The sequence below is a fragment of the Kitasatospora sp. GP30 genome (genome assembly GCF_029892145.1).
In the GTDB taxonomy this organism is placed as follows: domain Bacteria; phylum Actinomycetota; class Actinomycetes; order Streptomycetales; family Streptomycetaceae; genus Kitasatospora; species Kitasatospora acidiphila.
In genome coordinates this window covers 35,628-53,051 of the sequence record NZ_JARZAH010000031.1, presented here as the reverse complement: position 1 = coordinate 53,051, position 17,424 = coordinate 35,628, and the positions used below count along the sequence as shown (strand labels likewise).

The 17,424-nt window shown below is 72.1% G+C and carries 17 protein-coding genes and 1 tRNA gene; 10 read left to right on the top strand and 8 right to left on the bottom strand.

All coding sequences use genetic code 11. The features are described 5' to 3' along the window. Positions 1-19: 19 nt before the first annotated feature. Entirely contained in the window at positions 20-754 is a 735-nt protein-coding gene (locus tag P3T35_RS30390) for a thioesterase domain-containing protein (RefSeq protein WP_180356704.1), read from the bottom strand. A gap of 155 nt (positions 755-909) precedes the next feature. On the opposite strand from P3T35_RS30390, the gene P3T35_RS30385 reads away from it, so the two are divergent. Further along, positions 910-985: transfer RNA gene (locus tag P3T35_RS30385), tRNA-Leu, on the top strand. A gap of 21 nt (positions 986-1,006) precedes the next feature. Then, a complete protein-coding gene (locus tag P3T35_RS30380; RefSeq protein WP_101383325.1) occupies positions 1,007-1,843 on the top strand; it encodes a metallophosphoesterase in 837 nt (278 codons plus the stop codon). Between the two features lie 53 nt (positions 1,844-1,896). Here the strand turns inward: P3T35_RS30380 and P3T35_RS30375 are convergent, their stop codons facing one another. From P3T35_RS30375 to P3T35_RS30355, 5 genes are all read right to left on the bottom strand, one after another. After that, positions 1,897-2,844, bottom strand: coding sequence for a ParB N-terminal domain-containing protein (locus tag P3T35_RS30375; RefSeq protein ID WP_101383324.1), 948 nt, complete (start codon positions 2,842-2,844; stop codon positions 1,897-1,899). Between the two features lie 318 nt (positions 2,845-3,162). Next, complete coding sequence (locus P3T35_RS30370; protein WP_180356703.1) at positions 3,163-3,621, bottom strand: winged helix-turn-helix domain-containing protein; 459 nt, start codon at positions 3,619-3,621, stop codon at positions 3,163-3,165. A 219-nt stretch (positions 3,622-3,840) separates the two neighbouring features. Further along, on the bottom strand, positions 3,841-4,779 hold the full coding sequence (locus P3T35_RS30365; RefSeq protein WP_280708558.1) for a helix-turn-helix domain-containing protein: 939 nt from the start codon (positions 4,777-4,779) through the stop codon (positions 3,841-3,843). Positions 4,780-5,301: 522 nt separating this feature from the next. After that, complete coding sequence (locus P3T35_RS30360; protein WP_101383322.1) at positions 5,302-5,514, bottom strand: MbtH family protein; 213 nt, start codon at positions 5,512-5,514, stop codon at positions 5,302-5,304. A 247-nt stretch (positions 5,515-5,761) separates the two neighbouring features. Beyond that, positions 5,762-6,910: a glycosyltransferase family 4 protein gene (locus tag P3T35_RS30355; protein WP_101383321.1), complete on the bottom strand. Its 1,149-nt coding sequence runs from the start codon at positions 6,908-6,910 to the stop codon at positions 5,762-5,764. A gap of 426 nt (positions 6,911-7,336) precedes the next feature. On the opposite strand from P3T35_RS30355, the gene P3T35_RS30350 reads away from it, so the two are divergent. From P3T35_RS30350 to P3T35_RS30315, 8 genes are all read left to right on the top strand, one after another. Beyond that, positions 7,337-8,062, top strand: coding sequence for an MgtC/SapB family protein (locus tag P3T35_RS30350; RefSeq protein WP_101383320.1), 726 nt, complete (start codon positions 7,337-7,339; stop codon positions 8,060-8,062). 169 nt (positions 8,063-8,231) lie between these two features. Continuing rightward, on the top strand, positions 8,232-8,717 hold the full coding sequence (locus P3T35_RS30345) for a hypothetical protein (RefSeq protein WP_101383319.1): 486 nt from the start codon (positions 8,232-8,234) through the stop codon (positions 8,715-8,717). 78 nt (positions 8,718-8,795) lie between these two features. Further along, positions 8,796-10,199: a CBS domain-containing protein gene (locus tag P3T35_RS30340; RefSeq protein ID WP_280708556.1), complete on the top strand. Its 1,404-nt coding sequence runs from the start codon at positions 8,796-8,798 to the stop codon at positions 10,197-10,199. Positions 10,200-10,339: 140 nt separating this feature from the next. Beyond that, positions 10,340-11,935, top strand: coding sequence for an Nramp family divalent metal transporter (locus P3T35_RS30335; protein WP_101383317.1), 1,596 nt, complete (start codon positions 10,340-10,342; stop codon positions 11,933-11,935). A gap of 75 nt (positions 11,936-12,010) precedes the next feature. Further along, complete coding sequence (locus P3T35_RS30330; RefSeq protein ID WP_101383316.1) at positions 12,011-12,367, top strand: hypothetical protein; 357 nt, start codon at positions 12,011-12,013, stop codon at positions 12,365-12,367. Between the two features lie 112 nt (positions 12,368-12,479). Further along, positions 12,480-13,628, top strand: a complete 1,149-nt coding sequence (locus P3T35_RS30325) for a UDP-N-acetylglucosamine--N-acetylmuramyl-(pentapeptide) pyrophosphoryl-undecaprenol N-acetylglucosamine transferase (protein ID WP_280708555.1) — start codon at positions 12,480-12,482, stop codon at positions 13,626-13,628. A gap of 285 nt (positions 13,629-13,913) precedes the next feature. Next, positions 13,914-14,405: a hypothetical protein gene (locus P3T35_RS30320; RefSeq protein ID WP_143676973.1), complete on the top strand. Its 492-nt coding sequence runs from the start codon at positions 13,914-13,916 to the stop codon at positions 14,403-14,405. Between the two features lie 20 nt (positions 14,406-14,425). Next, positions 14,426-15,025: a phosphoribosylanthranilate isomerase gene (locus tag P3T35_RS30315; RefSeq protein ID WP_101383313.1), complete on the top strand. Its 600-nt coding sequence runs from the start codon at positions 14,426-14,428 to the stop codon at positions 15,023-15,025. A gap of 144 nt (positions 15,026-15,169) precedes the next feature. On the opposite strand, the gene P3T35_RS30310 is transcribed toward P3T35_RS30315, so the two are convergent. Further along, positions 15,170-15,910, bottom strand: a complete 741-nt coding sequence (locus P3T35_RS30310) for a polyprenol monophosphomannose synthase (RefSeq protein WP_101383312.1) — start codon at positions 15,908-15,910, stop codon at positions 15,170-15,172. A gap of 143 nt (positions 15,911-16,053) precedes the next feature. After that, a complete protein-coding gene (locus tag P3T35_RS30305) occupies positions 16,054-17,349 on the bottom strand; it encodes an MFS transporter (protein WP_101383311.1) in 1,296 nt (431 codons plus the stop codon). Positions 17,350-17,424: the final 75 nt, after the last annotated feature.

Below are 17,424 nucleotides of genomic sequence, written 5' to 3'. Positions count from 1 at the left end.
GGATCCCGGCCGGCTGCCGTCAGCGGGCCGGGATCCGCCCGAGCCGTTCGGCCAGCAGGGCGGTCAGCTCGGCCGACCGCTTGTCGACGAAGAAGTGGTCGCCGGGCACCTCCAGGCACTCCACCGCGCCGGTGGAGTAGTCGCGCCATCGCTCGGCCCGGGCCGCAGTGGCGGTGATGTCCTCCGTCCCGTTGATCACCAGCAGATCGGCGGCGACCGGCACCGGGGGACGGCTGTGGTGCGCCTCGGCGTAGTCGCCGTAGAGCGCGACGTCCTTGCGCAGCACCGGCGTCACCAACCCGCGGATCGCCGGATCGGCGAGCAGCTCCACGTCCATTCCGCGGTAGCGCTCGGCGAACGCGGCGAGGAACGCACCGTCATCTTGGCTGCTGAAGTACTCGGGCCCCCATGGCAGTTGACACGGGGCCGGGCAGGCGGCCAGCACCAGCAGCGCGGGCGGGCGACCCGCCGCCTCAGCGGCCCGGGCCAGCTCGTAGCCGACCAGCGCGCCCAGGCTCACCCCGAACAGCGCATACGGTCCGTCGGCTTGGTCCAGCAGCCTGGGGAGCAGCCCCGCGGCCAACTGCGGGATTGAGGTGGCCGGGGGCTGGCGCATCGTCAGCAGGTGGCCCGGATAGTCGAGGCCCCGCCAGCTCGGGCCGCCGACCGGGCGCGGCCACTTGGTGAAGATCATGCTGGTGCCGCCCGCGTAGGGCAGGCAGAACACCTGGTCTATCCGGTCCGTTGCCGCCATCGGTGGCCCCCCTGGTCTCGAAGGTCGGGTTCTCGGGCTCATGATCGCAGCTGGCACACCCGCCGGGCCCGCAGTTGATCACCCTGGTCAGTCACACCGGAAGCGGGTATGTTCAGCACTGGAGCGGGCACCTGAGTGTCGGTCACCCCGCCCTCGCCTCGGTAGTCCAGCGGGAGAGACACGGTGCTCAAACCACCGACAGCGTGGGTTCGAATCCCACTCGAGGCACCAGCGGCAACGGAGGAGTGAGCCCTGTCCGGCAGCCTGCTCGCCATCAGCGACCTGCACATCGCCCACCCGGACAACCGGGCGATCGTGGAGTCGCTGCGACCTGACGACCCGTCGGACTGGCTGATCATCGCCGGCGACGTGGCCGAGCGCTTCGACGACATCGCCTGGGTGTTCGCCGTGCTGCGGGCGCGGTTCGCCGAGGTGATCTGGTCCCCCGGCAACCACGAGCTGTGGACCCATCCGAACGACCGGGTGCAGCTGCGCGGCGAGGAGCGCTACCTCAAACTGGTCGAACTCGCCCGCCGGTTGGGCGTGCACACCCCCGAGGACCCGTACCCGGTGTTCCGCGGCCACGGCGGCCCGGTGGTTGTGGCCCCGCTCTTCACGCTCTACGACTACTCGTTCATGGCCCCCGGCGCCGCCACCGTCGAGGAGTCGCTGCGCATGGCGCACGAGGCCGGGGTGGTCTGCACCGACGAGTTCCTGCTGCACCCGGATCCGTACCCGACCCGGGGCGACTGGTGCCGGGCCCGGATCGAGCTGACCGAGCGCCGGCTCGACGCGATCGACCCGGCGCTGCCCACCGTCCTGGTCAACCACTACCCCCTGGTCCGCGAGCCCACCAGCGTGCTGCGCTACCCGGAGTTCGCCCAGTGGTGCGGCACCGCGCTGACCGCCGACTGGCACCTCAAGTACCGTGCCGCCGCCATGATCTACGGCCACCTGCACATCCCCAGGGAGACCTGGTACGACGGGGTGCGCTTCGAGGAGGTCTCCGTGGGCTACCCGCGGGAGTGGCGCAAGCGTGGCGAGCGGACCTGGCTGCGGCAGGTGCTGCCGGCCGACGAGCCGCGCTGACGGACCTCGCCGGGTCCGCGGGCTGCCATGCCCGCGGACCCGGCACCGCGCCGTCAGCCGCTGGCCGCCGCCACCTGGTCGACGAGCCGGACCCGCTCGTCCAGCTCCTGGGCGAACGCCAGCCACGTCTCCGCGCACTGCCGCGCCAGGTCGACCACCAGCGCCCCGCAGTGCGCCGGAACCGCGGCGGTCAGCTCTGACCACTCCTGGGTGCCCATTGCGTTCTGCTGGAGCAGGCGCAGCAGTTGACGCCCCTCCTCCTTGTGCCGCAGTGAGGGGTCCCGGACCAGCTTCTCCAACACGGTCGTGGGGTCCGACTCCACCAGCCGCATCCGGTGGGTGGCGGCGCTCCGGCTCCGGACCGACATGACCTTGGTGAACGGCTCGCTGGCGGTCGGCAGCGGCGACTGGCCCGTCGCCAGGCGACGGCGGACGTCGCTGACCGTCGCCGGGGAGATCCCGGCCAGCCGGGCCACCTCACGCAACGAGGACTCCGGCCGCTCGGCCAGCAGTTCGGCAGCGCGACATCGGCCCTCCGCGCTGTTCAGCGGCCGGAGCTTGCCGTCCCGGCCGACCCGGGCGCTCACCTGCACGGCCGTCTCCAAGGACTGTCGGCGGATCGTCGCAACGGCCTTCGCGCCCAGGCCCGTCTTGCGGGCGATCGCCCGGTCCGACAAGTGCGGGTGCGACGCCACGATCCGGGCGACGGCCGCCCGGCGGTCCGCCAGCGGCAGCGGCAGGCCGTGTGCCACGTTGGCCTCGACCGCCCGCAGGAAGGCGTCCTCCGCGCTGCCGTCGAAGAACTCCACCTCAATGGTCAACTGCCCCTTGGCCACCGCGGCCAGCAGCCGGTGCATGCCGTCGATCACCTGCAAGGTGTGGCGATCGACCAGGATCGGCGGCAGCGGTACGTCCAGCTCCGCAAGGCGGGCGATGTGCTCCTCATCCCGCCCTTCGGTTCTCGGCGACTCGCCCGGCACCAGCTTCGCGATCTCGATCATTACGGATGTGCGCGTCGTTGCGCCTGCCTCGCTCAAGGTATCCCCCGTTGTAGTCCAGCTCTCGCAGAGTCCGTGTGCGCCAGGAACTGTGCACGCCGAGGTACCGGTACGCGTCTCGCCTGGGTACCGGCACCCGTCACATACGCCGTGAGCTACCGCCCCGAGCTCAAGGCACTCCTATAGCACCAGACTCACAACCACCCCAATCGTCGCTCGTGCTACGTCAACTGTCGAGACGTCATAGGGTGATCGACAGGAAATATTTCCATCGGTGATGTCGCAGGCCAGCGGCCGAAAGCAGTCTGGATTGACGTTGCGTCAACCCTTGGCCCACCCCACCGTGGTGCCGTCCACGGACACCCGCCGCCGCATCGGGCGCCTGCTCCAGCCATGGCGCTTCAACAGGCCGGCCACACCCTGCACGGAGTACTCGGCGCCGAACCGGGAGCGGATCAGCATCCGGATGCGCTCCAGGGTCCAGTGCGGGTCCGGCCATCCGTGCGCCATCGCACCCTTGGCCAGTTCCTGCTCCAGCTCGACGAACTCCTCGCTGCTCAGCAGCGGGACCGAGACCGCCCCCTTGGAGGCCAGCGCGTGCGGTCCGCCCGCCACCCAGGACTGCCGCCACCGCTGGACCGAGCGCACGTGCACGCGCAGCCGTCTGGCGATGGCCGCATTGTCCTCACCCCTGTCGAAAGCCTCGGCCGCTTCTCGGCGCACCCGCTCCCGGAATGCCCTCCGCTCATCGGTCAGGCCACCCCCCTGTGCGTATCTCACGGCAAGAGATATAGCGCGCGACCTGGCACTCTGTCAGACGGCCAAGCGCCGTCCGGCGACATCACGAATCCAAATCCGGTGCCGACCGGTCCGGTTCCGACGGGCGCCCGGCGACGGATTTCGAGTGGCCATGTCGGCCGTGGAACGCCGGATACGGCTGGGCGGCGCAACATCCCCGGAATGCGCCGCCCGGCCGCATTCGCCGACCCGCCCAGCCACTCAGCCGCTCTGCGTGCCAACGGTCGACGCCGGCTCGTTCCGGGAGAGCGAGCGCACCCGGTCGTCCAGCTCCTGGGCGAAGTCCTGCCAGGTCGCGGCGTACTGCCGGGCGAGGCTCACCACCAGGGCACGGCAGTGCGGCGGGACCGCCGCGGTCAGGTCGGCCCAGTCGCGGATCCCCATGGCGTTCTGCCGGAGCAGGCGCAGCAGTTGCCGGCCCTCCTCCTTGTGCCGCAGCGACGGGTCGCGCACCAGCTTCTCCAGCAGTTCGGTCGGGTCCGCGCTGACCAGTCTCAGCCGGCGTCTGTTCCGCGACTCGGGGGCTGCCGACACCGGGGCCTCGACCGAGGCCGGTGCGCCGTCATCGCCCGCCTCGCCGAGCTGTTGGATCGCCGCCCAGTCGGTCAGCGGCCCCTTGCCGTCCCGCAGCCGCTTGCGGACGTCGCTCACCGTCGCAGGCGAGATCCCCGCGAGCTGGGCCACCTCCCGCAGCGACGCCTCCGGGCGCTCCGCCAGCAGCTCGGCCGCGCGCAGCCGTCCGGCCACGCCGTTCACCGGGCGGACCCGGCCGTCCTGCCCGACCCTGGCCTCCAACTGCGGCAGCGCGGCAGTTGAACGCCGCCGGATCGCCGCGACCAGCTTGGCCCCCACGCCGGCGATCCGGGCGATAGCCCGGTCCGAGAGCCGGGGGTGGGTGGCCACGATCCGGCTGACCGCCGCCCGGCGGTCGGCCAGTGACAACGGCAGCCCGTGCGACACATTGGCCTCGACCGCCCGCAGGAAGGCGTCTTCGGGAGAGCCGTCGAAGAACTCGACCTCGATCGTCTGACGGCCCTTCAGCAGGGCGGCCATCAGGCGGTGCGCCCCGTCGACGACGCGCATCGAGGCGCGCTCGACCAGGATGGGTGGAAGCGGTGCGTCGAGACCTGCCAGGCGCATGACATGCTCGGGGTCATGACCCGCTGATCTGAGCGGATCCCCGGCCATCAGGCTGGCGATCGGAACGACGGCCACCGCCCCGCCGCCCCGAACGTATTCGACCGGCGCCACTGTGTCGACCACCGCCAGGTTGGCGACAGGCTCAGGCGGCGAGCCGGCATCAGACCTTTCCACTCTTGTAACCCCCATCGGATGCGAGAAGCGAATCCGGCAGGCTCACATGGGTCCGAGCAGAGGTGTGCCGGGGCCGCCGTAACCGGAATCCGGAAGGCGCGCTACGTCCCCGGCCGACGATTCCATCCCCAAGTCCCGTCAGCCGCCCAGGTTCATCGTCACTGTTCGACCGTGAACTGTCGAGGCATCACATCCGTAGCCGCACGACCTCGGATCCGGCGGACTGTTCCCCAGCGAACACGGGTACACGGCGGCAAGTGGCTTGAAGCGTGTGGACCACATGCCGAAGGCCGCCTCCATGTGTCACGGAGGCGGCCTTCGGTCGATGCGGCGGCTGAGTGCCGGAGGTCAGGCCTGGGCCATGGCCTCGATGAGGCTCTTGGGCCGCATGTCGGTCCAGTTCTGCTCGATGTAGTCGAGGCAGTCCTGACGGGCGGCCTCGCCGAAGACCTTCTGCCAGCCGGCCGGCACCTCGGCGAAGACCGGCCAGAGCGAGTGCTGGCCCTCGTCATTGACCAGGACCAGGAAGCTGGCGTCAGGGTCGTCGAACGGATTCGTCATCACATTGTCCTTTCCGCGGGCATGATGTGGACCGCTCGGCCCCACCGGGTCCTACGATGGACCAAGATCCCAAGCGGCAGTCAACTAATGCACAGCATTGGGACTTGGGCATTCAAATGCGCCCTGGCGGCAGTGGGACACTGATCGGGTCGCCCTTGTTTGAAAAGGCGGTGCGGTGCCAAGGTGGGGAACGGCCAGGTCACGCCGTTCCTGAGCCGGGAGTCGTTCCCGAGCCCGGGGGTCCGGGTCACTCCCCCGGCACCGCCACCGGGGCACGCTCGACCCTCAGCAGCTCGGTCAGCCTGCGGGCCGAGGCATCCCAGGACCACGACTCCTGGACCCACGCCCGGCCCGCCGCCCCCATCGCCGCACGGTCGGGGTCGCACAGGATCCGGGTCAGCGCCGCCGCTATCGCCACCGGCTCGGCGCCGTTCACCACGTACCCGGTCTTGCCGTCCAGCACGGTGTCCGGCGCACCGCCGGAGTTGCCGACCACCACCGGCAGCCCGCAGGCCGCCGCCTCCAGGAAGACGATGCCCAGCCCCTCGGCCTCCAGGCCGCCCTTGCGGGTCCGGCAGGGCATCGCGAAGACGTCGGCCGCCGCGTAGTAGGCGGGCGTCTCGGCGTGCGTCTTGCCGCCGACGAAGTGCACCGCACCCGGGGCGCACTGCTGGGCCAGCTTGCGCAGCTCGGCCTCGTGCGGCCCCTTGCCGACCACCAGCAGCACCGCCTCGGGCACCTCGCGCCGGATCAGCGGCAGCGCCCGGATCAGCATGTCCTGGCCCTTGCGGGGCACCATCCGGGCCACGCAGACGATCACCCGCTTGCCGGCCAGGCCGAGTTCGGCGCGCAGCCGCTCGCCGGCCGCGTCATCGGGCCGGAACACCTCGGCGTCGACGCCCGGCACCAGCCGGCTCAACCCGGCCCGCGGGCCGAGGGCCGGCGCTATCCGGGCCCTGGTGTACTGCCCGAGGTAGGTGACGGCGTCCACGCTGCCGCCGATCCGCCGCAGCAGCTGCCGGGCGCCCGGCGTCCTGGCCCACCAGATCTCGTGTCCGTGGGTGGTCGCCACCATCCGCCGGATTCCGTTGCGGCGCAGGGTCGGCGCCAGCAGGCCCAGGGGGGCCGCGGCCCCGAACCAGACCCGGTCGCAGCCGTGCGCCCTGGCTATCTCGATGGCCCGCCGGCCGACCCGTCCGCTCGGCAGCAGCATCCGGCTGGAGTCGCGGACCACTGGGAACGGCAGGGTGGCGTCGTAGGCGCGGTCACCGGGCTCGCGGGAGGTGTAGACGACGACATCGTCCGCCGGCATCCGCGTGACCATGGCATGCACGAAGGTCTCGATCCCACCCTGCCGGGGCGGAAAGTCATTTGTTATGACAAGGGTGGAGGCCATGCCTACGTTGGCTCCTTCGGCGGCGCAGGGTCGTTCGGGCAGGGTCGAACCGCGAGACTAACACCCGCCTTCGAAGCCCCCGCAGCCACGGCGCCCCACCCGGCACGGAACCGGCCGTGCGGCGGCAACCGACCCGGGCACCCCGACCAGCCCGCCGGCTGAAGCGGCTACCCTGGTGTCGAACTTCGCACGCAGCGGGCCCAGCGGATCCCGCCAGCGGCTTCGAGCTCCGACCGAGGGGAGGCGAGTGACATGGACTGCAGTAGTACGGGCCCTCACAGCCCCGCCCCAGCCTGCCCTCGTACCCCCCTCGGCGTGTGGTGACCCAGCAGTAACCAGTGCCTCCCGTCGGCCAGTTGGCCGTTTCCAGCCAACTCGCCGGCGACTGCTGCCGGTTGCCGCCGCCGACAGGCCAGGAGACCCGCCATGCACGCGCTGACCACCTTCGACTTCCTCATCCGCCTCGCCACCGGCGTCGCCTGCGGCGCGCTGATCGGTGTGGAGCGCCAGTGGCGGGCCCGGATGGCGGGCCTGCGCACCAATGCGCTGGTCGCCACCGGGGCCACGCTGTTCGTCCTCTACAGCGAGGCGGTCGGCGACACCGGCAGCCCTACCCGGGTCGCGTCCTACGTGGTCTCCGGGATCGGCTTCCTCGGCGGTGGGGTGATCCTGCGGGATGGCGCCGGGGTGCGCGGGCTCAACACCGCCGCGACGCTCTGGTGCTCGGCCGCCGTCGGGGTGCTGGCCGCCGCCGGCAAGCTCGACCTGGCCTGGCTGGCCGCGTTCACCGTGCTCGCCGTGCACCTGGTGCTGCGGCCCGCCGGGCGCCTGCTGGACCGGGCGCCGTCCGCCGGCAGCGATCCGGACGCCACCCTGCGCGCCATCGTCCACCTGGACTGCGAGCGGCGCTCCGAGACCCACATCCGGGCGCTGCTGCTGCAAGCGCTGGCCGCCTCCGGGCTGGCGCCGCTCGGCCTGCGGGCCAACCGCGACGCCGATGACGCGGAGACCACGCTGCAGGCCACCGTGGCGATCAGCGGCGATGCCACCGCGGCGCTGGAGCAGGTGATCACCCGGCTGTCCCTGGAGCCCGGGGTGACGGACCTGCACTGGCACCTGGCGGCGGAGCAGGAGGCCGAGGCGCTGGCCTGAGCGCGGCTCGGCCTCGTGGGCACCCGCCGGGCAGGGCGCACCCTGGACAACCGGGTGCACCCTGGAGGCCGAGGCGCCGGCCTGAGCGCGCCCCGGGGCAGGTAGGCGCCCTCCGGACCGGGCGCACCCCGGCCGACTGGGCGCACCCTGGAGAGGGAGGTGTCCGCCCATGCTCCAGGTATCGCAGCTGCGCCGACTGCTCCGCCCCCGGACCGCCGAGGGCACCGCGGTGCTCACCGTACTGCTCGTGCTGGCGGCCGCCATGATCGCGATGGCGCTCGCACCGGTCGCCGACCGGCCGCTGGTCGGCGGCCTGCTGATCGGCGCGGCGGCACTGGCGACGGCACTGCTGCTGCTCACCCTGCGGCTGCGGCGCGCAGCCGCCCACGCCTCCTGGCCACCGCTGCCGTCGGCCGCCGCCGAGCCCCCCGGGCCGTGGTTCACCGCCGACACGCTGGCCGACTACCCCGCCCGGGAGCTGACCGCCCTGGTGGCCACCCTCGACGAACCGCCCAGCCCGCACCAGCTGGAGGCGGCCTGGGTCTGCGCCACTCACGGCCATGACGTCGTCTGGCTGGAGCACCACTTCGGGCTGCCGGGGCCGGTCGCCCGCACCCTGGTCGCGGCCGCCCGGCACCGCATCCCGGCCGGGTAGCCGCACTGCGCCGTCGGGGTGATCCCCACGCGGCCCCGGCCGCGCCACCGCGAGCCGCCGGACGCCACCGCTAGCTTCGTGCGAGTGGAACGAGTGGTGGTGCTCTCCCAACTGCTGCGCCGCCCGTTGACCGGGCGCAACGACGAACCGGTGGGGCGGCTGGCCGACGTGATCGTCCGGCTCCGTGGGCGCGACTACCCCGTCGTCACCGGGCTGGTCGCCCGGATCAGCGCCCGCGAGGTGTTCCTGCCGATCACCCAGGTCGCCGCGTTCGGCGGCGAGCGGATCCGGCTCACCAGCGAGGTGGTCGACCTGCGCCCGTTCGAGCGGCGCGAGGGCGAGGTGCTGCTGCGCCGGGACGTGCTCGGCCACCGGGTGATCGACGTGGCCGACGCCGAGCTGGTCCGCGCCCACGATCTGGAACTGCGCTACCGCCCGGACGGCTGGGTGGTGGACCGCCTGGACACGCATCCGCACCGGCCCCGGCTGTTCGGCTTCTTCGCCGGCGAGTCACCGCCGCAGTGGCGGGACTGGAAGGCCTTCGAACCGTTGATCGGCCACGCCCAGTCGGCCCGGGTGCGCGGACCCTTCGGCCGCCTCGGCAAGCTCAAGCCGGCCGACCTCGCCGACCTGCTGGAGGACGCCAACCGCACCGAGTCCGCCGAGATCCTGTCGACGGTGCACGCCGACCCCGAGCTGGAGGCCGACGTCTTCGAGGAGTTGGAGCCCGACTCGCAGACCCGGCTGCTCGCCGAGCGCAGCGACGCCGAGATCGCCGCCGTGCTGGCCCGGATGCGCGCCGACGACGCCGCCGACGCCATCAACGACCTGCCGCAGCGGCGCAGGCAGCCCGTCCTGGATGCCCTGCCGGCCGGGCAGCGCACCAAGGTGCTCACCCTGATGGGCTTCAACCCGTCCAGCGCCGGCGGCCTGATGGCCCTGGACTTCGTCACCGCCGCGCCGGACGCCACCGCCGCCGAGGTACTCGCCCGGGTGCGGGCCGCTCGCATCATGCAGCCGGAGGCGCTCACCAGCGTCTATGCGATCGGGGCGGGCGAACGGTTGTCCGGCACCGCCACCCTGGTGACCCTCGTCCAGGCCGAACCAGCCACGCCGCTACGGGAGTTGATGGCGACGGAGCCGGTCTGCGTGCTCCCCGACACCGACGCCGAGGACGTCGCGCTGCTGATGGCCGACTACAACCTGCTGACCGTGCCCGTGGTGGACGAGCAGGACCGGATCCTGGGCGTGATCACCGTGGACGACCTGCTGGCGACCGTCATCCCGGAGGACTGGCGCCGCCGCGAGCCCGCGCCGTACCCGGCGCACTGGACGCCGGACGAGAACCCGGCGAACGACAGCCCCGCGAACGGCACCCGCTCGGACGAGAACCCGGCGAACCCGGCGAACGCGGCGGACGCGGAGGACGCGGAGGACGCGGAGGACGCGGAGGACGCGGAGCGCGCGGAGCCGGAAGGGTGACGGACTCCGCCGGCCCGCCGGAGCCCACCGGGCCGCCGCGCAAGGCGGCTCCGCCCTCTGCCGCGCCGGAGCCCGCTTCCGCTTCGAAACCCTCGCCCACCCCGAAACCCGCGCCCGCCCCCAAGCCGGCCCAGTCCGCGGTGCTCGACGAGGCGCACCTCGGCGACATCGAGGGCGCGTTCGGCCGGATCCCCCGCGAGCACACCGAGGACCGGCCCGGCCTGCGCACCCGGCTGCTCACCCTGCTGGCGATCGTCGGTCCCGGCATCATCGTCATGGTCGGGGACAACGACGCGGGCGGCATCGCCACCTACTCCCAGGCCGGCCAGAACTACGGCTACTCGCTGCTCTGGGTGCTGCTCCTGCTGATCCCGGTCCTGATCGTCAACCAGGAGATGGTGGTGCGCCTCGGCGCCGTCACCGGTGTCGGCCACGCCCGGCTGATCAACGAGCGGTTCGGGCGGTTCTGGGGCTGGTTCAGCGTCGGCGACCTGTTCGTGCTCAACTTCCTCACCATCGTCACCGAGTTCATCGGGATCTCGCTCGCCTCCGAATACCTGGGCGCCTCCAAGTACTGGGTGGTGCCGCTGTCCGCGCTGCTCCTGATCGCGATGACCGCCAGCGGCTCGTTCCGCCGCTGGGAGCGGGCCATGTTCGCACTGATCGCGGTGAGCCTGCTGCTGGTCCCGCTGCTGCTGATGTCCCAGCCGAAGTGGCTGCACGCGGCGCACTCCTTCGTGGTGCCGAGCATCCAGGGCGGCATCAGCAGCGACGCCGTGCTGCTGATCATCGCCATCGTCGGCACCACGGTGGCGCCCTGGCAGCTCTTCTTCCAGCAGTCCAATGTGATCGACAAGCGGATCACCCCGCGGTTCATCGGCTACGAGCGGGCCGACACCGTGATCGGCTCGTTCGTGGTGGTGATCGGCGCCACCGCCCTGGTGATGATCGCCGATTTCGCCGCCCGCGGCACCCCCTTCGCGGGGCACTTTACCGACGCCGGCGGGGTCGCCCAGGCGCTCGCCCAGCACAGCCATGCGATGGCCGTGATGTTCTCGATCGTGCTGCTGGACGCCAGCATCATCGGCGCCGCCGCCGTCACCCTCGCCACCAGCTACGCCTTCGGCGACGTCTTCAACCTGCGCCACTCGCTGCACCGCGGCTTCGGCGAGGCCAAGCAGTTCTACGCCTCGTACAGCCTGATGGTGCTGGTCGCCGCCGGGATCGTGCTGATCCCCGGTGCGCCGCTGGGCGTGATCACCGAGGCCGTGCAGGCGCTCGCGGGACTGCTGCTGCCCTCCGCCAGCGTCTTCCTGCTGCTGCTCTGCAACGACCCCGAGGTGCTCGGGCCGTGGGTCAACCCGCGCTGGCTGAACGTGCTCGCGGGCGTGATCATCGGCGTGCTGCTCCTGCTCTCCTGCATCCTGATGACCACCACGCTCTTCCCGTCCATCGACGTCAAGGCGCTCACCGCCTGGCTCGCGGCCGGGCTGGCCGTCGCCACGCTGGCCGGTCTGCTCACGATGCGGCGGGCCCGCCGCCGTGCCCCCGCCCCGCCGCCCGCCCGGGTGCTCTCCCCCGCCGAGAAGCTCGCCTGGCGGATGCCACCGTTGGCGCTGCTCAAGCCCGTCGAGTGGTCCCCGGGGCTGCGCCTGGGCATGCTGGCGCTGCGCGCGTACCTGGTGCTCAGCGCGGTGCTGCTGCTGGTGAAGGCGGTCCGGCTGGGCGGCGGCTGAGGCGGCTAAAGCGGTGGCTGCGTACTCGTCCCGCCCCCTACGGTGTCCGCAGCCGACCCTGTAGGGAGCCCCCCGATGACCGAGACCCTGACCCTCTGGCGCCCCACCGGCCCCGAGGAGCTCGCCCTGGTCAAGGCCTCCGGCTGGCGCGCCTGGCCGCCCCGGCTCCCCGAGCAGCCGATCTTCTACCCGGTGCTCAACGAGGACTATGCCATCCGGATCGCCCGGGACTGGAACGTCCCCGCCTCCGGCGTCGGCTATGTGACGCGCTTTCAGGTCGATGCCGCGTTTGCCGCCCGCTACCCGGTCCAGCAGGCCGGCGGCCGCACCATCCTGGAGCTGTGGGTGCCCGCCGAGGAGCTGGCGGAGTTCAACCGGCACATCGTCGGCCGCATCGAGGTGGTCCGCGAGTTCCGGCAGCCGGCTGACTAACCGTCAGCCGGGGAAGGGTCGTTCGCGGCGTCGGGTAGGCTGCCCCGGTTCGCCCGAAACGCCGCCAATTCCGGAGACCCGTATCCTCATGGCCCCCTCGCGCACCATCCGTATGGCAGTCACCGGCGGCGGCACCGGCGGCCACACCTACCCCGCGCTGACCGCCATCAACGCACTGCGCGAGCGCCTGGCCGCCGAGGGCAGGGAGCTCGAGGTGACCTGGTACGGCACCCCGACGGGGCTGGAGGCGCGGATCAGCGCCGACAACGGCATCCCGTTCCGGCCGATCGCCACCGGCAAGGTGCGCCGGTCGCTGAAGCCCGCGGCGGTGGCCCGGACCCTGGTGGACCTGGCCCGGGTGCCGTACGGGATCCTGCAGGCCACCGTCCACCTGGCGCGACAGCGGCCGGACGTGGTGCTGTCCACCGGCGGCTACGTCGCCGTCCCGGTCGGCCTCGGCGCGGCGCTCACCCGCACCCCGCTGGTGATGCACGAGCAGATCACCTCGCTCGGCCTGGCGAACCGGCTGCTCTCCCGGGTGGCGAAGGCCGTCGCGCTCAGCCACGAGTCCTCGCTCACCGCGCTGCCGGCCCGGGCCCGCTCCCGGGCCCAGGTCACGGGCAACCCGGTGCGGCCCGCGCTGCTGCGCGGCAACGGCGCCAAGGCCCGGGCCGCCTACGGGCTCGATCCCGAGCTGCCGCTGGTGTACGTGACGGGTGGGGCGCAGGGCAGCGCGCAGGTCAACGGCCTGGTGCTGGAGGTGCTCCCGGCGCTGCTCGGCAGCTGCCAGGTGCTGCACCAGTGCGGCCCCGACCACCACGCCAAGATGACCGCCCACGCGGCCGGCCTCGACCCCCAACTCGCCCACCGCTACCGGCCGGTGCCCTATGTCGACGGCGAGCTCGCCGATGTGTTCGCGGCGGCCGACGTGGTGATCTCCCGCGCCGGCGCCGGCACCCTGGCCGAGCTCACCGCGATCGGCAAGCCCGCCGTGCTGATCCCGCTGGAGCCCACGGCGGCGGACGAGCAGCGCCGCAACGCCGAGTACCTGGCGGAGCACGGCGCGGCGTTCGCGATCACCCGCCCCGAGGTCACGGCCGAGCGGCTCGGGGAGTCCGTCTGGCAGCTGATCACCGACCCGGGCCGGCGCGCCGACATGGCCGCCCGCTCCCGCGCCCTCGGCCACCCGGACGCCGCCCAGGCCCTCGCCGACCTCATCTACGCCAAGGCCCGCCGGAACGGCGCCCACCGGGCGGCCTGAGCCCGGGGGCCCGGGCGGGGTCGACCGCACCCTTCATGTCCGTACCGTCCCGCCCCTGGCGTGATCACGATTCCCTGGCCTGACGGTAACGGGATCATCACATCCTGACGGCACGTCAACCAGAGCTGACAGGCTGTTCCCCTCGCAAACCGTCCACACTTTGCCCAGGGAATCGCCATGCCGAAAACACTTTCCGTGCCTCCCGGTTGGGGTCAGCAGCAGCCTCCCGGCGCTTCGAAGGCGACGAAGCGGAAGCTGCTGCTGGGCACGGGCATAGCGACCCTGGTGCTTCTGGTGGGGGTCGGTGCGACGCAGCACGGCAGCACCTCGACGAAGGCGGCACCGGCCGCGGCGACCGCGCAGCGCAGTGCGGCGGCGCCCTCGGTACCGGCCTCGGCGCCGCCATCGACAGCCTCGCCCGCCGCCCAGGCGCCCGCGCCGGCGGCTCCCAGCCACTCGGCCGCACCCACGCACACCGCGGCGCCCGCCGCCCCGACCCGTGAGCCGAGCCCCACTCCCCCGCCGGCCCAGGCCGCCCAGCCGACCCAGCAGGCGCAGCCGACCGAGCAGGCGCAGCCCACCCAGGCGCCCGAGGCCCCCGCCACCACCGACGCCCCCGCACCCGCGCAGGCCGGGATCATCATGTCCCCGACCGGCAACTACTACCGGGCGGGCGAGTTCTGCCCCGACGCCGACGCCGGCAAGTCCACCGTCGACGCCCACGGCACCACCATCTACTGCGGCCTGGTGAGCGGCCGCAACCACTGGCACTACTGAGGGCGACTACCCTGGTCGGCATGTATGTGAAGGTGTGCGGTGTCCGGACCCCGGGCGATGTGGCGGCAGCGGTCGAGGCGGGGGCGGACGCGATCGGCTTCGTGCTGACCGAGAGCGTGCGCCGACTGGAGCCGGCGGCGGCGCGCGAGCTGGCGGCCGCGGTGCCGGAGCACATCCTCACCGTGGGCGTGGCCGCCGGGGTTCCGGCGGCGGAGGCCGGCCGGCTGGCCCTGGCCGCCGGGGTGCGGGCGCTGCAGCTCCACGGCCCCTACCCGCGCGAGGCCTTCGACGAGCTGGCCGGGCTGCCGCTGCGCCTGGTGCGGGCCACCTCGCTGGACGAGACCACCGAACTCACCGCCGGCGCCTACGGCGAGGAGCTCCTGCTGCTCGACTCGCCCGTGGCCGGCTCCGGCGCCCAGTGGGACCTGGCCCGCTTGAACCAGGCCACTCCCCAGGGCCACTGGCTGCTCGCGGGTGGCCTCAACCCCGACAACGTCGCCGCCGCCATCGCCGCCGCCCGGCCCTGGGGCGTGGACGTCTCCAGCGGCGTCGAATCCACCCGCGGCGTCAAGGACCACGCCCGCATCCGCGCCTTCGTGGCGGCGGCCCGCGCCGCCTGAAACGTAGCGGCTGCCCGCGCCGCCGCCTGAGACGTAGCAACGGCCCGAAACGTAGCGGCCGGCCGCGCCTCCCGACCGCTTGCATCGTCGCCTGAAAACAGCTGACGGGCCATCAAGCATGCTTGATGGCCCGTCAGTTCGAGGTCACTTCCCGCTGCGCGAGAAGAGCAGCTTCCACGGGGCCAGCGCGGACTCGATCTGCACCGACATGCTCATCTTGGAGACGCCCTCGGCCCGCTCCTCGAAGCGGATCGGCACCTCGACGATGCGCAGGCCGCGGCGGACCACGCGGTAGTTCATCTCGACCTGGAACGAGTAGCCGTTGCTGTTGATCGACGGCAGGTCGATGGCCCGCAGGGTGTCCGCCCGCCAGGCCTTGAAGCCCGCGGTGGCGTCCTTGACCTTCAGCCGCAGCAGCGTGTTGACGTAGAAGTTGGCCCAGGCCGACAACGCCTTGCGGTGCCACGGCCACTCGGAGGCGGTGGAGCCGCCGGGCACGTAGCGCGAGCCGAGCACCACGGCGGCGTCGGAGCGGGTGACCAGGGTCTCGATCATGATGGGGACCACCGAGGCCGGGTGCGAGAGGTCGGCGTCCATCTGCACCACGATGTCGGCGCCGTTCTCCAGCGCCTTGGACATGCCGGCGATGTAGGCGCGACCCAGACCGTCCTTCTCGGTGCGGTGCAGCACGCTGACGTTCTCCGGGCGCTCGGCGGCCAGGCCGTCCGCGAGCGCGCCGGTGCCGTCGGGCGAGTTGTCGTCCACCACGAGCAGGTGCAGGTTCTCGAGCTTCAGCTCCTCGAGCAGGCCGGCAAGGATCGGCAGGTTCTCCCGTTCGTTGTACGTGGGAACGACGACAACGACCTTGGGGGAAGCCTCTACCATGTTCAAGCCCTCGTGATCTCTAAAGGGGGGTAACACGAGGACAGCGCCCACGCGGTACCACGCAAAGTCAAGCTGCGGTGGGCGCGAGTCTAGTTGACGCTGATGAAGCGCTGCATCTCAGCCAGCCCTGCTCGGCCGCCCCCTCAGCGACCGGCGGGCTGCGCGGGTTCCGACGAGTCGGCGGCGGGCTCCGGCTCGGGGGCCGGCCCCTCCCGGACTTCCCGGCGCAGCGGCGACGTCCACAGCACCACCGGGCAGAACACCAGCAGCACCGCGCAGCAGATGATGGTCGGCTGCAGGCCCAGCAAGGTGCCCAGCCCGCCACCGAGCAGGGCGGCGATCGGCCTGATCCCCAGCTGCAGCCACATCGTGGTCGCGTTGACCCGGCCCAGCAGGCGGGACTCACAAGCGGTGACCCGGTAGGTGCGCTGGGCTATGTTGTAGAGGACGGCCGCGACCAGGCCCACCATCAGGCCGGCGGCGGCCATGAACTGGCCGCCCAGCCCCTTGGGCGCCAGACCGGCGGCGAGCCAGGCCGGGACCACCGGGAATTGGCTGAAAAGCAGGATCCGGGCCAGGCCGTACCGCTTGATCAACGGCTGGGCCACGATGGTCGCGGTCAGGCTGCCCAGGGCGCTGGCACCCATCACCATGCCCAGTGTCCGCGCCGACCAGTCCAGTTCCCGGATCGCGTAGGGCGTCCAGATCGCCAGGATGGCGGTGAACATCATGTTGCCGATGGCGTTGGAAGCGGTGATGCTGCCGAGCGCCCGGTTGGCGCCGATCACCCGCAGCCCTTCGAGGAGTTCACGGCGCAGTCCCCGCTCGGCCGGCGGTGCGGGCTCCGGGGCCGGCTCCCGGTGCTTGACCAGCAGCAGGCTCAGCGCGCTCGCCAGGAAGGAGAACGCGTCGAGGGTGATGGTCCGGGCAGCGCCGATCAGGCCGACCACGAAGCCCGACAGGTTCGGCCCGGCCACCCCCGCGAGCGCGTTGGCGCTGCTGATCATGCTGTTCGCGGCCACCAGTTGGTCGCGCTCCAGCAGGGTGGCCGGAAAGCTCAGGTAGGCGCTGTCGAAGAACACCGTGCAACAGCCGACGGCCAGTGACACCGCATAGAGCTGCCAGAGGGTCAACGCCCCCGCCAGCTCGGCGATGGGCACCGAGCCGAGCAGTGCGGCGCGCAGCAGGTCGGCGCAGAGCATCACCGAGCGGCGGCGGCAGCGGTCCACCACCACCCCCGCCGGCAGGGACACCAGCAGGAACGGGAGTGAGCTGAAGGCGGTCAGCAGACTGACCTGGAAGGTCGAGGCCTTCAAGCCGAGCGCCGCCAACGGCAGCGCCAGCACGGTCACTTGCGAACCGATCAGACTCACGGTCTGGCCGGCCCAGATCAACCGGAAGTCCCGGTGCCGCCAGGGTGATCCCTCGTCAACAGACATTCTGGGATTATCCCCGACATGTCAACTGGCTGTCAGCCGATTCCGGTTCAAGACTTCGTCATGTCCGGGTTTGAA

Bases quoted from the DNA above. Each gene is read 5' to 3' on its own strand.
- P3T35_RS30390 (WP_180356704.1), bottom strand. From the start codon at position 754: ATGGCGGCAACGGACCGGATAGACCAGGTGTTCTGCCTGCCCTACGCG.
- P3T35_RS30375 (WP_101383324.1), bottom strand. From the start codon at position 2,844: ATGATCGAGATCGCGAAGCTGGTGCCGGGCGAGTCGCCGAGAACCGAA.
- P3T35_RS30365 (WP_280708558.1), bottom strand. From the start codon at position 4,779: ATGCGCCTGGCAGGTCTCGACGCACCGCTTCCACCCATCCTGGTCGAG.
- P3T35_RS30360 (WP_101383322.1), bottom strand. From the start codon at position 5,514: ATGACGAATCCGTTCGACGACCCTGACGCCAGCTTCCTGGTCCTGGTC.
- P3T35_RS30355 (WP_101383321.1), bottom strand. From the start codon at position 6,910: ATGGCCTCCACCCTTGTCATAACAAATGACTTTCCGCCCCGGCAGGGT.
- P3T35_RS30350 (WP_101383320.1), top strand. From the start codon at position 7,337: ATGCACGCGCTGACCACCTTCGACTTCCTCATCCGCCTCGCCACCGGC.
- P3T35_RS30345 (WP_101383319.1), top strand. From the start codon at position 8,232: ATGCTCCAGGTATCGCAGCTGCGCCGACTGCTCCGCCCCCGGACCGCC.
- P3T35_RS30330 (WP_101383316.1), top strand. From the start codon at position 12,011: ATGACCGAGACCCTGACCCTCTGGCGCCCCACCGGCCCCGAGGAGCTC.
- P3T35_RS30325 (WP_280708555.1), top strand. From the start codon at position 12,480: ATGGCAGTCACCGGCGGCGGCACCGGCGGCCACACCTACCCCGCGCTG.
- P3T35_RS30315 (WP_101383313.1), top strand. From the start codon at position 14,426: ATGTATGTGAAGGTGTGCGGTGTCCGGACCCCGGGCGATGTGGCGGCA.
- P3T35_RS30310 (WP_101383312.1), bottom strand. From the start codon at position 15,910: ATGGTAGAGGCTTCCCCCAAGGTCGTTGTCGTCGTTCCCACGTACAAC.
- P3T35_RS30305 (WP_101383311.1), bottom strand. From the start codon at position 17,349: ATGTCTGTTGACGAGGGATCACCCTGGCGGCACCGGGACTTCCGGTTG.